Here is a 14,655-nt window from a genome sequence, read left to right as displayed (position 1 = left end):
CAACGTACTCACCGCTAGCTGCCGTAGCTAGCACTGCGAAAAGTATTCCTGCAGTCCCAGAAACGACAAAACCTCTGGCAAAGCACCAGAGGTTCGTCGTTAATCTACCGCTTTTAAACAGTGCGCTATACCACGCACCATCTTCTTGCTTACTGACTTTCCAAGAAAGATTTCAGTTTGTCAGCACGGCTAGGATGACGCAATTTACGCAGTGCCTTTGCCTCGATCTGACGAATACGCTCACGCGTTACGTCAAACTGCTTACCAACTTCTTCCAACGTTTGGTCAGTACTCATTTCGATACCGAAACGCATACGCAGCACTTTGGCTTCACGAGGTGTTAGGGAATCCAACACTTCTTTCACCACACCACGCATATCGCCGTGCAATGCCGAATCCGATGGGGACACGGTATTGTTGTCTTCGATGAAATCGCCCAAATGGGAATCGTCATCATCACCAATAGGCGTTTCCATGGAAATAGGCTCTTTGGCGATTTTCAGAATCTTACGTACGCGATCTTCAGGAAGATCCATCTTCTGTGCCAGTGTTGCTGGATCTGGCTCTACACCAGTTTCCTGCAAAATCTGGCGGTTAATACGGTTCATCTTGTTGATGGTCTCGATCATGTGCACAGGGATACGAATCGTACGCGCCTGGTCAGCAATAGAACGAGTAATCGCCTGACGAATCCACCATGTAGCATAGGTAGAGAATTTATAACCGCGACGGTATTCAAACTTGTCCACGGCTTTCATCAAACCGATGTTACCTTCTTGAATCAGATCCAAGAACTGCAAGCCACGGTTGGTGTATTTTTTCGCAATGGAAATCACCAAACGCAAGTTAGCTTCGGTCATGTCACGCTTCGCTTTGCGCGCTTTGGCCTCGCCTGTCAGCATGCGCTTGTTAACCTCTTTCAGGTCTTTCAGCGACAGCACAACACTAGTTTGCAGATCGATCAGCTTTTGCTGTACTTCTTGAATCGCAGGAATGTTGCGCTCTAAGGTTTCAGCATAAGCAGGGTTAGCAGCAATCTCTTGCGCTACCCATTCCAGATTCACTTCATTACCTGGGAAGCTTTTGATGAAGTGTGAACGTGGCATTTCAGCGCGATGTACACAGATATTCAGAATTTCACGCTCGTGAGCACGAACTTCCGCTACCTGATTACGCATGGTGTCTGCCAGACGCTCAACCATTTTGGCGGTAAAGCGTACACCCATGAATTCTTCAAGAATGGCTTCTTTGGCTTTTAGGTAGCCTTCGCTGCGGTAGCCTTCTTTCTCAAAGGCTGTACGCATTTTCTCGAACCAATCGTTGATCAAATCGAATTTTTTCAGGGACTTGGTACGCAGATGCTCTAGCTGCTGGCTGCTCATGCCGCCTGCTGGGCCTTCGTCATCTTCGTCGCGTGTCACACCTGAACCAGCGTACTCTTCGCCGTCATCATCGATCAGACCGTCAACAACTTCGTCGATTTCCATGGTGCCACCACGTACCTGCTCTACGTATGAAAGCACTTCTTTCACCGTAGTTGGGCAAGCGGCAATCGCCATGATCATGTGTTTCAGACCGTCTTCAATACGTTTGGCGATTTCAATCTCACCTTCACGCGTCAGCAGTTCTACTGAACCCATTTCACGCATGTACATACGTACTGGATCAGTAGTACGACCGAAGTCGGAATCTACGGTGGTCAATGCTGCCTCAGCCTCATCGTCCACATCATCATCGCTGGAAGCCGATGGTACGGTATCGCTCATCAGCAAGGTGTCAGCGTCAGGGGCTTGGTCGTAGACCGAGATACCCATGTCGCCGAAGGTGCCGATAATACCTTCAATGGCTTCAGCATCAACCAGATCATCAGGCAAATGGTCATTGATTTCGCCATAGGTCAAGTAACCGCGCTCTTTACCCAGTTTAATCAGGGCTTTCAGGCGGTTACGACGAGCTTCTTGCTCTTCTGGCGTCAACTGACCGCGGCCACCAAACACATCGCGTTCACCGCGACCACGCTTAGCACCTTTTTTGCTGACGGGTTTCAGATCAGGAATAACCTCATCACTATCGTGCAGGTCATCATCCTCATCGTCAAAATTCGTGTTTTTGGCAGGACGCCCACGACGACCTGGGACTGCAGCAGCTTTAGCTGCAGCCTTCTTAGCGGCTTTCTTAGCAGTCTTTTTCACTGCTGTCGTATCATCCGCGCTTGTGGCAGCAGCCTTCTTCGCCACTTTTTTAGCAGCTTTCTTGGCTGTTTTTGCTGCCGGCTCAACGTCCACAGAAGTGTCGTCGGATGCAGCAGCAGCTGCCATCACTACACGTTTTTCATCTTCTGTAGTCACCGATTTCTTACCAGTCGTTTGTGTCATAGTGGATCCCATAGACGTAGCACAGCTAAAGCAGCATAGTGCCACAGGACAAAACGCAATCGGGTAATTCGCCAAACTACTGGAAGGACCAGGTGAAACGCGCGTTCTGATCAGTACTGTATAAGTGTCCCTGCTATTTTGCTAAGGGCTTGAGTAATCAGAATCCAACTACGTATCGTGCCGTATGCTCAATAAAGCGTGGCCCTTTACCTACCAATGGTTTTGCAAACCACCTAAACCTTATATTTTACTTCAGTTGTGAACTAGGCGCAGCATTAAGCAGAACACTACGCTTGAAAAGTTCTTGATATCGTCGGCGCGAAGCCTCATCTGGCAGCCCGCTACTTGCCAACGTATCCAATTCTGTCTTCACCAATACCTGCTCTACTCTACGCAACGTATCTTGTAACTCTACCTGCGGACTTGGCAGTTCTTCCTCTGCCAACAAATCAGTCGTTAACGCTATCAACAACTCACCAAGCTCAGTATCAGGATCAACCGCCTCCAACAATGCACCTGAATGCTTAGCATCACACACATTAATGAGCGCGATTAGCTCTTGTACAAGTAGTAGATTGGGACTTTGTACAATAATTTCAAGTTGCTGGTCCGCCAAGCGGCTAACCAACTCAGGGTGAGCCGCTAACAAGCGCAACAAACGCTTCGCTAATGGCATCACCGTACGCGACCTGACTTCATTACCGCCAAAACCACCCGCACTACTAGGCGCTCTGCCTCGTTGACGTCGGCGAGGCTTGTTCCGTCCCGATGATGGCATATCATCATAGGACATGCCACCAAAATCAGCATAAGGCACATCGCCATCATCAAACGGAATATAGTCGTCTGGCGGCCCATACTCCATAGGTGGTGCATTACCATACTCAGGCGCAGATGCGTGACTCACAGCCGCCGCAACCACACCTGTCACTGCACTTAACCGCTGCTGTAGTTCTTCCGGCGTTAACTGCACCAGCTTGGCAAATTCATTTTGAATCTGCACCGACAGCGTAATGTCGGGTAAGCTTTTCAATAGCGGCAATGCCTCGTGCACACACGCTGCCCTGCCTTCAGCCTCGTTTAAGGCATGACGCTCAGACAACTCGTCCAGCATAAAGGTAGACAGCGCACTGGCTTGACTCGCTTGTTCACGGAATGCGTCCGCACCGCTTTCGCGCACAAAGGAGTCCGGATCATGACCTTGCTCCAAGAACATGAAACGCATCGCCACATCATCACGTACTAATGGCAAACACGTAACCAGCGCACGCCATGCTGCTTTACGTCCAGCTTGGTCGCCATCAAAGCAGAACACAATACGATCACTGCTACGAATCAGCTTTTTGATGTGGTGCTCACTGGTAGCCGTACCTAAGGTAGCCACCGCATTCGCCAAGCCGTGCTGCGCTAATGCCACCACATCCATGTAGCCTTCCACCACCACCACAAAGCCTTCATCTCTGATACCTTTGCGCCCTTCCCATAACCCATAGAGCTCGTGCCCTTTGGAGAACAAGGAGGTTTCTGGTGAGTTGAGGTATTTTGGCTCCCCTTTTTCAATCAGTCGGCCACCAAAACCAATGATATGACCACGACTATTGCGAATGGGGAACATCACCCGCTGTCTGAATCGGTCATAGCGGCGACCATCTTCGCCTTCTATCACCAAGCCTGACTCTATCAACAACGGATCTTCGTAATTGGGGTAGACGCTGCTTAAGCCACGACGCTCTGTTCCACTCCAGCCTAAGCCGAAGGTTTTGGCAATTTCGCCGGTTAAGCCACGTTTTTTTAGATACTGCTTAGCCGCTTCACTGCGTTTCAGTTCTCGCAGGTAATGCTCCTGCGCCGCATCCAAAATTTGCTGATGACGGGAAACCTCAACCTTACGACGCTGATCTGCTGCACGCTGCTGTGGGCTTCGGGGTGCTTCAGGCACCACCATACCTACCTCATTGGCAAGACTGCGTACGGCCTCAGGAAAACTAGCTCCGGTATGCTGCATCAAAAAGGTGACGGCAGAACCATGAGCGCCACAACCAAAGCAGTGATAGAACTGTTTAGTTGGACTGACAGTGAAGGAGGGGGATTTTTCGTTGTGAAAAGGGCAGAGTCCAAGCAGGTTGGCTCCACCCTTTCTTAACTGCACATAGCGCCCTACAACATCGGCAATATCGATGCGTACGAGCAGTTCCTGAATAAAAGATTCAGGAATCAATATAGGCGTGGAGGCAGTTGCTGGCTACGGATGCGCTTGTAGTGGCGCTTTACTGCGGCGGCGTGTTTACGCTTACGCTCAGCAGTTGGCTTCTCGTAGAACTCGCGTGAGCGCAGTTCGGTCAGCAGACCTGTTTTTTCAATAGTGCGCTTAAAACGGCGCATTGCGACCTCGAAAGGCTCGTTCTCTTTTAGGCGAACAATAGACATGTAGTTCTAAATTCAGTTAGTAAATCAATCAAAAGCACTTTCTGCCTGAACAAAAAGGCCACTAGGGCAAAAACATACGTTGCAGTCGCACTACATTATGATCCAGACCACAACATATGACACGTATCAGCGACGTCAGATGCAAGTAAAAGCACTTACATCCAAGCTACCATGCTTTGCCCAGCCCTTTTGTTTCAAACCGCAAAAGGCATACGGGGTAGCCTTGTAGAATACCACGAAAACCTAAGACAATAAAGATGTGAACCGTTTAAAACCCACACATGCCGTAATTCTTCATGGTATTAGCTTCGGCTATTAGTTACTGCTATGACCTTTACGAATCCAAGGCTCCAACTGGTGAGGACGAATGCTATCGTAATCCTCAAATGGCTGGTGAATCCAAGGGTTCGTAGGCAGGTGATCTACGTGGTAATCAGGCTCTACAGTTGAGTGCCCTTTCCACCACAACACACCAGTACGTAATTCATTGATGGCTGGGAATTGCTGACGTAAGTGATCGCGCACACGCTTGAAGGTCATGCCTGTATCAACCATATCATCCAGCAATAATACATTACCGTCCAGCGTACCACGGGTAATGGTAATAAACTGTGCAATATCCAAAGCCCCTTGTTGGGTACCAGCTGCTTCACGGTAGCTGCTAGTCGCTAGGATACCTAGAGGTACATCGTAAATACGAGAAATGATATCGCCCACTCGCATACCACCACGAGCCAAGCAGACAATCTTGTCAAACTTCCAGCCGGACTCATGAATGGTTAATGCCAGACGTTCTATCAGACGGTGATACTCATCCCAACTTATCCAAAGATCACTATCGGTGTTTGGGGGCAAACTCATAAAAATTCCTGACTGACAAACAAAGTAGAATCATATCACTGCCTACGCCAGAAAATCATCTACACAGATGCAAATCCCTGCCCTCATGATGATAAAAACGCACAAGGCGGCTAAAAATAGCCGCCTTGTGCGTTAATAATGCCCAACTAAACTTAGTTAGTGAACGGGTCGCGCAGAACAATCGTTTCACGACGATCTGGACCAGTAGACACCATATCGATAGGCACATCGCAAATTTCAGCAATACGCTCTAGGTAACGGCGAGCGTTTACGGGCAATTTGTCGTACTCAGTCACACCAACAGTGGACTCTGACCAACCTGGCATCTCTTCCAGTACAGGCTCAGCACCTGCTACAGCGTCTGCACCGTATGGCAGCACGTCTAGGAATTCGCCGTTGTAACGGTATCCCACACCAATTTTCAGTGTTTCCAAACCATCCAATACGTCTAGTTTGGTCATGCACAAACCAGTAATACCGTTGATCATGACGGAACGCTTCATTGCCGCACCATCAAACCAACCGCAACGACGAGCACGCCCTGTTACGGAACCGAACTCTTTACCAACGGTGGCCATGCGCGTACCCACTTCGTCGTGCAACTCTGTAGGGAAAGGACCAGAACCCACACGTGTGGTGTAGCACTTAGCAATACCCAATACGTATTCCAACTGCTGAGGACCCACACCCGCACCAGCCGATGCCGCACCCGCCAAGCAGTTGCTGCTAGTAACGAAGGGGTAAGTACCGTGATCGATATCCAGCAACGCACCTTGCGCGCCTTCGAACAACAGCTTCTGCCCTTCCTTCTTGGCAACGTACAAGTTGTTGGAGACATCAGCCACCATAGGCTTCAGCGCTTCACTGTACGTACGTACTTGTTCCATCACCTGAGCGATAGACACAGCTTCCGCGCCCAAGTACTGGGTCAACACGAAGTTGTGGTAATCCAGAATTTCTTTGAGCTTTTCTTCAAACTTAACCAGATCAAACAAATCTTGCACGCGCAATGCACGGCGAGCCACTTTATCTTCGTAAGCAGGCCCAATACCACGACCGGTAGTACCAATCTTGGCATCGCCTTTACGGCGTTCACGCGCCTGATCCACAGCGATGTGGTAAGGCAGAATCAACGGGCAAGCCTGAGAGATTTGCAAACGATCACGCACATTCAAACCAGCTGCTTCTAGCTCGGCAATTTCTGCCAGCAAAGCTTCCGGTGACAGCACTACGCCATTGCCGATATAGCAAGTGACGTGGCTATGCATGATCCCAGAGGGAATCAAACGCAGTACCGTTTTTTGTCCATTGATCCAAAGCGTGTGACCCGCATTGTGACCACCTTGAAAACGTACAACGCCTTGGGCAGATTCGGCAAGCCAATCAACGATCTTGCCCTTACCTTCATCACCCCACTGCGTGCCGATGACTACAATATTCTTGCTCATGTTACGTACTTAGTAAAATAGGAACGGTTATGCCGCTCAACCACCAAAAACCACGCGAACTTGCATATTTATGCAGAAATCGCCCTTAAGTGCCACTGATCCGCTTCGCGAACCAACTCTCTATCAAAGATGAATTCATCTTGAGTCGGAGCCTGGTCTGGAAACATCTGTATTACGATCTGCCCTGATTCACGCAATGCCGAAATGGCCTCCAGCAATGCCTCATCTAAACCCCATGGGGCACGTATAGCTTGCGTTGCCGTAGCAGGCGTCAACCCACCCGACAGTTTGCGTAAATCCAGACTGAACCCGGTTGCCGGACGCGAACGACCGTAGACTTTACCTACGCCGTCATAACGTCCACCACGTACTAGCGCATCGTGCCAACCCGGTGCATACACAGAAAATACTGCGCCAGTGTGATAACCATAGCTACCTGCCATATCGGCCAAGTCCATTGCCAGCGCCTGACCAGGAAGCGCTGCAACCAGCACTTCCAAGCCATTCAAAGCGGCAACAATCTCGGGCAATGCCGGTAATTTTTTGCGTGCTGCTGCCAAGGTAGCATCTACCTCACCGTACAAGCTAGTTAATACCAGCAAGTGCTCAATCACAGCAGGATTACACCCTTCTACTCTGCTACCCAACTCTTGGATACCAGGCATATCCTTGGTGCTTAACAGATCAAAAATTTCAGCGGAATATGGCACTAGTGCTGGATCTTGGTTGATCAGTGTCTGACCTATACCAGGAAAATTCAAATCCAGCCTAGCACCTTGCACGCCTGCGGCGGCAACACTAGCCAGAGCCAAGCGAATAATTTCTATATCCGCTTCTACCCCAGCACAACCGAACACCTCTGCACCAATTTGCAGCAGTTCGCGATCAGCCATTAAGCCGGTAGGACGCGCATGCAATACAGGACCACAATAACACAGACGTGTCACCCCTTCCCTGTTCAGCAAGTGAGCATCCACTCGTGCGACTTGCGGCGTCATATCAGCGCGCACACCCATGGTGCGACCAGACAACTGGTCCACCAACTTATTGGTTCGCAAGTTTAACTTGGTACCCGAAACAGCCTGTAAGGACTCCAGGTACTCTACTAAGGGGGGCATAACCAGTTCGAACCCATAGGTACGATACAGATCAAGCAGCTTTCTACGTAGTTCCTCGATGCGTCGAGCTTCTGCAGGCAGAATATCAGCCAGACTTTCGGGTAACAACCAATTTGACATGTCTAAGACTCGTGCGGCGTAGTCAATCAATACACAAACAACAAAAAGGCGACTTGGGGCGTAAGCCCTCCAAGTCGCCTGCGAAATGGTGTAATAACTTACACGTTAGTATAAACGAAACTTACCTTGCTGTGGCAAGCCCGTCTATACCAATTGTGGTTTAACGGGAATCCTTGCTCTGAGACCAGAAGTTAAAGAATTCCGTATCAGGACTGATAACCAGTACGTCGTTCTCGGAGTTGAAGGCATTACGGTAAGCCTCCAAGCTACGGTAGAAACGGTAGAACTCAGGGTTCTTGCCATATGCCGACGCATACACACCAGCAGCTTCTGCATCACCGTCACCGCGTATAGCCTGAGACTTCGCATAAGCCTCTGCCAGCATTTCTTCACGAGTACGATCTGCTTGCGCACGGATACGCTCGCTTTCCGCCATACCGGTTGCACGCAAACGGTTAGCTTCTTGCTTACGCTCAGCCTCCATACGACGGTACACAGACTCAGAAATCTCTGGTACGAAGCCAATACGCGTCAAACGTACGTCAATCACTTCCACACCAAATGGACGAGCACGTGCAGCCACAGCGTTCAGCACTTCACGCATGATTTCGTCACGCTCTGAAGCCACTACGTCTTTTACTGTACGTACGTTAACTGCCGCGTTCAGTGCATCACGAATCTGCGCTTGCAGACGCTCTACCGCACCACGATCCGACGCGCCAAATGTCACGTAGTACTGACGTGGGTCAGAAATACGCCATTTCACGTAGTAATCAATCAGCAAGTTTTTCTTTTCTGCTGTCTGAATACGTTCAGGCTCTTTGTTTTCAATAGTCTGCAAACGCTTATCCAAGAACACTACATTCTGGAATGGCGGCGGCAATTTGAAATACAAACCGGGTTTGGAAATAGACTCTTTCACTTCCCCCAGTGCAAACACCAACGCCAAATCACGTTCGCGTACGATAAAAACGGAGGATAGCAATACCGCCAGGGCGATAGCCAAGGCGATCAATGCTGGAAACAAACGATGCATTGTGATCTCCTAGCGGGAATAAGGCGAGTAAAGGTTAGGCAAGCTATTAGCACCTTGCGAAGCCGCTGCCGCAGCAGGACGTGCTGCTTCTACAGGCTTGCTAGTTGTAGTGGCTGCCGACGCCGCTGCAGATACTGCCGCATCGCTACCATTACCAACCACACCAGTAGAGCTTGATTTAGCTGCTTGGCTAGTGATCTTATCCAGTGGCAAATACAGCATGTTGCTACCAGCAGGTAAATCCACCATAACCTTCGCTGTTTGCTCCAGAATTTCCTGCATGGTTGTCAGGTAGAGTCGATCACGCATCACACCAGGTGCTTTAACGTACTCTTTCTCTACACTGGTAAAGCGTGCGGAATCACCCTGCGCATCACCAATAACACGTGCTTTATAACCCTCTGCCTCTTCCATCATTCTGGACACTTGACCACGTGCTTCAGGAAGAATCTTGTTAGCGTACGCATTACCTTCGTTAATCAGACGTTCGCGGTCTTGACCTGCCTTCACAGCATCGTCAAATGCGGCCTGAACTTGCTCTGGTGGCTGCACGTTCTGAATCGCTACAGTACTGATCTCGATACCAGTCTTGTACAGCTCAAGAATACTTTGCGCCAACTTCTGCACATCCTGCGCCACTACAGTACGACCCGAGTACAAGATGGAGTCCATAGGTGTGCGGCCCACGACTTCACGCATAGCTGTTTCTGCAGCTTGGCGCACAGAGTCATCAGGTGCAACAGTGTTAAACAAGTAATCAGGCGCACCACCGGGTTGCAATCTGTACTGCACCACGAACTGTACGTCCACAATACTTTCATCCTGGGTCAGCATCAACGACTCAGGCAATACTTTATTGCGGGAGTTGCCACGATAGCCCAATTCAATAGTACGCAATTGCGCTACGTTGACGTCTTGGTGCTCTTCGATGGGGCTAGGCCAGCGCCATTGAAGACCGGGGCCTAAGGTTTTGGTGTACTGACCGAAACGAGTCACTACAGCAACCTGCCCCTCTTCCACGATCATGAAACCGCTGGCCAGCCAGAAGCCAACTGCAGCAATCCCTAGACCTAGGAAAATTTTAGGCGAGCCTTTAGGCATGCGGGGGGCATTACTACCCGAACCACCACTAGGGGGCTGATTGCCACCACGCTGCTTACGACCAAAAACCGAACCCAAGCGGTTATTAAAATCGCGCCATACTTCGTCTAGATCTGGCGGACCTTCTTGGCCGGACTCAGGACGACGAGGAGGTTGATCACCTTTTTTCTCGCCGTTACGTCCCCAACCGGGATCATTCAAGTTGTAAATTCTGGACATTAAACGCATTACTTTCTGAAAGTTGACCTGATTCGGCAATCGCTTCGCGTAAGTAGTCTAGCCCAACCCGCTCAAGGGCGCTGACAAAGACACGCAAAATCTTACCATGTTCATCGCGCTCGATCCTAGGTTCGAAACCTGCTTGATCGATCTTGTTATAGACCAGCACACGAGGTATCTGTGCCGCCCCAATATCTTCCAGTACTTTATGTACTTCGTGTATTTGCTCATCACGCTGAGGACTGGATGCATCCACAACGTGCAAGAGTAAATCGGCATGCACTGTTTCTTCGAGCGTAGCACGGAACGCAGCAATCAATGATGGAGGCAGATCACGAATAAAACCTACCGTGTCTGACACCACCACCTGACCAGTTCCTTCAATCCAAATTTTTCGGGTTGTGGGATCCAGCGTGGCAAAAAGCTGATCGGCTGCATACGCATTAGCGCGCGTCAATGCATTGAAAAGTGTGGATTTACCGGCGTTGGTGTAACCCACCAGCGCAACGGTCAGAGTATTGCTACGCAATCTAGCGCGGCGTTGAGTGGCACGTTGACGCTGCACCTTTTCTAAACGCTCACGCAATTTGCGTACTTTGTCACCAATCATTCGGCGGTCCAGCTCAAGCTGGGATTCACCGGGTCCACGTATACCTATACCCCCTTGTTGACGCTCTAAGTGCGTCCACAGACGGGTTAGACGTGTAGATAAGTGCTGCAGCTGCGCCAGTTCTACCTGCAATTTACCTTCGTGACTTTTAGCTCGTAAGGCAAAAATATCCAGAATCAAGGCCACGCGGTCTACCACGCGACGGTTGAACTGACGTTCCAAGTTACGCTGTTGCGCAGGGCTTAACGGATGGTCGAATAAAATCAGTTCAACCCCATGCACATCGGCTAGCTGTACTGCTTCCTGAACTTTGCCTGAACCTATGAAATAGGCGGCATCAGGCTTGCTACGCTTAGCTACTACTACATCGGCAATAATCGCTCCTGCACCAGTAGCCAGCATGACAAACTCATCGGCATGTGCCTGGTAGTCTGCCTCGCCCATGTCCACACTGATAATCAGCGTCTTCATCGGCTACCCCTAAAATAAATACCCGCCCATCGATAGTGATAAGCGGGTATTGGGAAGATGGCACTACACTTATTCAGCGTCGTCATCCGCTTTCAGAGATACGGGACGAGCAGGAACCACAGTGGAGATTGCATGTTTGTAAACCATCTGGGTCACAGTATTGCGCAGCAATACTACGTACTGGTCAAACGATTCAATTTGCCCCTGCAATTTAATGCCGTTTACCAGGTAGATGGATACAGGAATATGTTCCTTACGCAGGGCGTTTAAAAATGGGTCTTGTAATATTTGCCCTTTATTGCTCATTGGCTAAACTCCAATTGTGTTGTTATTCGGTTGAATCTTGTAAACCTATACTTTACAGGGTTTCACCCTGTTGCGCACCCTACAAACCATAGCATATTAACAAATGCTTACTCTACGAGGCGCTACAGTATAGATGCTAGCTCTTGAGTCAGACGCTTGCACTGCCCCAAAGTTCCCACTGTAATCCTTAAAAACTGCTGAATGCGATCTTGTGAGAAATGTCGCACCAAAATACCGCGTCTTTTTAACTCTTGTTGCAAATGCGCTGCATCGTGCTCGGGATGTGTCGCAAACACGAAGTTAGCTGCTGATGGCAACACAGTAAAACCTAGTGCCTGCAAATCTTTAGTTAACTCATCACGCGCATCCATCACAGCCTTGCGCACTTCATTAAAGTACGCTTGGTCATCAATAGCCGCTTGCGCACCAGCCAAAGCAAGACTATCTAATGGGTACGAGTTAAAGCTGTCTTTAATGCGCTCTAAGCCTGCCACGATTTCTGTGCTGGCCAAGGCGAATCCTACACGCAACCCTGCTAAGGCATAGGCTTTGGACAAGGTCTGCACTACCACCACATTGGGGTACTGTTTAATCAAACCAGACGCGCTTTGCCCACCAAAATCCACATACGCCTCGTCTACCACGACTACAGTATCGGGATTAGCTTTAACGATGCGCTCTATGTCGCCTAACCCCAAGGCCAAGCTAGTAGGCGCATTGGGGTTAGCAAAAATAATAGCGGCCGGCGCAACATCGCGTGGTTTTGTGTAATCCTCCACGCGAATAGAGAAATCGTCGGCCAGAGGCACGATCTCAAACGGCACCTGATAGTAACGACAGTACGTACGATAGAAGCTGTAGCTGATATCAGGCAACAGCAACGGACGCCCGCCGCGCAGGAATAAACCACTGAAAATATGCGCCAGAACCTCGTCCGAACCATTACCAACAAATACATTGCCCATATCCAGATGATGCAGATGCGCAATGCTCTGACGCAAGCCTTTAGCATCGTAACTAGGATACAAACGCAGACTGTCGTTAGCAGCCTGATTAATGGCAGCAATCGCTTTAGGCGATGGCCCATAAGGATGCTCGTTGGTATTCAGCTTGATCAGATTTTCGATAGCAAGCTGCTCGCCTGGCACATAAGGCTGCAAGCTATTAACGTGGTCACTCCAAAAACGGCTCACTTTTTATCCTGCACGTAAGGGTTATGTGATGACTTCAGGTCAATACGCAACGGCGTACCCTGTAAGTCAAATGCTTCACGAAAGCGTCCCTCAAGGTAGCGTCGGTAAGAGTCCGATACGCCTTCCAAACCGCTACCATGAATAACGATCAACGGAGGGTTCTGCCCCCCTTGGTGAGCATAGCGCAGTTTGGGGCGGAAAATACCTTTACGTGGCGGTTGTTGCTGTTCTACCGCTGCATGCAAAACTCGTGTCAATTTTGGCGTAGACAAACGTCGGAATGCTGCACCGTGCGCTTCACGTACCGACTTCATGACTGGACGAATACCCTGCCCTTTCAACGCCGACATCGTATGCATCTTCGCGAAGTTCAGGAAATGCAATTTACGCTCAAATTCACGCTGCACCCACTCACGCTTGTAGCTGTCTAGGTCGTCCCATTTGTTGATACCGATCACCAGCGCCCTACCGGTTTCTTGAATAAAACCAGCGATACTCGCATCTTGATCCGAGATATCCGTTTGCGCATCTAGCATCAACAGCACAACGTTACATGCCTCAATCGCTTGCAAGGTTTTAATCACCGAGAACTTTTCGATGGTTTCAAACACTTTGCCTTTGCGTCGCAAACCGGCTGTATCAATCAAAGTATAAGGTACACCACCATGCTCGAATTCAATTTCGATAGCATCACGTGTAGTACCTGGCATATCGAAGGCAATCACGCGATCTTCGCCCATCAAGCTATTGATGAACGTAGATTTACCTACGTTTGGTCTACCCACAATCGCCAGTTTGATACGATGTTTGATTTCTGTTTCAGGCGCATCTGGATCGAATTCCTCTTCGACCTCTGGTTCCAGCTCAGGCTCAGGCACTTCCGCCAAGGCTGTCTCGATAAGGTCCATAACCCCATCACCATGCGACGCCGAAATCATTCGCGCCTCACCCAGACCCAGCTCAAAGAAATCCGCCACAGCAGCGCTGTGACGCATGCCTTCAGCCTTATTCACCGCCAAAATAACGGGTCTGCCAGAGCGACGCAGCAAATTGGCAATATCGTAATCCAGTCGATTAATACCCTCGCGAGCATCGACCAAGAAAATCACCACATCGGACTCAATAATGGCCTGATGTGTTTGACGTGCCATTTCACGCACCACACCTTCTTTGGCCACAGGCTCAAAACCACCTGTATCCACCACCAAATAAGGACGTGATCCCATTCTGCCCTCGCCATAATGGCGATCGCGCGTCAGCCCTGGGAAATCCGCCACCAACGCCTGGCGGGAACGTGTAAGACGATTAAACAACGTTGACTTACCAACGTTGGCTCGCCCCACCAGCGTCACTACAGGCTTGAAAGCAAT

The 14,655-nt window shown here is 49.7% G+C and carries 12 protein-coding genes; all 12 read right to left on the bottom strand.

The genetic code is table 11. From position 1 onward, the window contains the following. Positions 1–149: 149 nt before the first annotated feature. Positions 150–2,375, bottom strand: a complete 2,226-nt coding sequence (rpoD, locus tag AC3QL0_RS06045) for an RNA polymerase sigma factor RpoD (RefSeq protein ID WP_493010520.1) — start codon at positions 2,373–2,375, stop codon at positions 150–152. A gap of 247 nt (positions 2,376–2,622) precedes the next feature. Further along, the gene (gene dnaG, locus AC3QL0_RS06040) at positions 2,623–4,593 is read right to left on the bottom strand and encodes a DNA primase (RefSeq protein WP_493010519.1); all 1,971 of its coding nucleotides are present in this window, start codon (positions 4,591–4,593) and stop codon (positions 2,623–2,625) included. After that, on the bottom strand, positions 4,590–4,802 hold the full coding sequence (gene rpsU / locus AC3QL0_RS06035) for a 30S ribosomal protein S21 (RefSeq protein WP_166408216.1): 213 nt from the start codon (positions 4,800–4,802) through the stop codon (positions 4,590–4,592). The genes dnaG and rpsU overlap by 4 nt, the downstream gene beginning before the upstream one ends. Positions 4,803–5,117: 315 nt before the next feature. Next, entirely contained in the window at positions 5,118–5,663 is a 546-nt protein-coding gene (locus tag AC3QL0_RS06030) for a phosphoribosyltransferase (RefSeq protein WP_493010518.1), read from the bottom strand. A gap of 152 nt (positions 5,664–5,815) precedes the next feature. After that, entirely contained in the window at positions 5,816–7,111 is a 1,296-nt protein-coding gene (locus tag AC3QL0_RS06025; protein WP_493010517.1) for an adenylosuccinate synthase, read from the bottom strand. A 68-nt stretch (positions 7,112–7,179) separates the two neighbouring features. Continuing rightward, the gene (locus AC3QL0_RS06020) at positions 7,180–8,349 is read right to left on the bottom strand and encodes an ATP phosphoribosyltransferase regulatory subunit (protein WP_493010516.1); all 1,170 of its coding nucleotides are present in this window, start codon (positions 8,347–8,349) and stop codon (positions 7,180–7,182) included. A gap of 160 nt (positions 8,350–8,509) precedes the next feature. Then, a complete protein-coding gene (gene hflC, locus AC3QL0_RS06015) occupies positions 8,510–9,385 on the bottom strand; it encodes a protease modulator HflC (protein ID WP_493010515.1) in 876 nt (291 codons plus the stop codon). A 9-nt stretch (positions 9,386–9,394) separates the two neighbouring features. Further along, the gene (gene hflK / locus AC3QL0_RS06010; RefSeq protein WP_493010514.1) at positions 9,395–10,714 is read right to left on the bottom strand and encodes an FtsH protease activity modulator HflK; all 1,320 of its coding nucleotides are present in this window, start codon (positions 10,712–10,714) and stop codon (positions 9,395–9,397) included. Further along, a complete protein-coding gene (gene hflX, locus AC3QL0_RS06005) occupies positions 10,680–11,786 on the bottom strand; it encodes a GTPase HflX (protein ID WP_493010513.1) in 1,107 nt (368 codons plus the stop codon). Before hflX ends, hflK begins: the two co-directional genes overlap by 35 nt. Positions 11,787–11,855: 69 nt before the next feature. After that, positions 11,856–12,092: an RNA chaperone Hfq gene (hfq, locus tag AC3QL0_RS06000; RefSeq protein WP_135861985.1), complete on the bottom strand. Its 237-nt coding sequence runs from the start codon at positions 12,090–12,092 to the stop codon at positions 11,856–11,858. Between the two features lie 122 nt (positions 12,093–12,214). Beyond that, positions 12,215–13,285, bottom strand: coding sequence for a histidinol-phosphate transaminase (gene hisC / locus AC3QL0_RS05995; RefSeq protein WP_493010512.1), 1,071 nt, complete (start codon positions 13,283–13,285; stop codon positions 12,215–12,217). Beyond that, positions 13,282–14,655 (bottom strand): ribosome biogenesis GTPase Der, encoded by a 1,374-nt coding sequence (gene der / locus AC3QL0_RS05990; protein WP_493010950.1) that lies wholly within the window; start codon positions 14,653–14,655, stop codon positions 13,282–13,284. The genes hisC and der overlap by 4 nt, the downstream gene beginning before the upstream one ends.

This window comes from Paenalcaligenes sp. GW821-LYS-B07-1 (assembly GCF_058803365.1).
The sequence above is the reverse complement of the archived record's forward strand: the minus strand, read 5'-3'. Positions and strand labels throughout refer to the sequence as shown.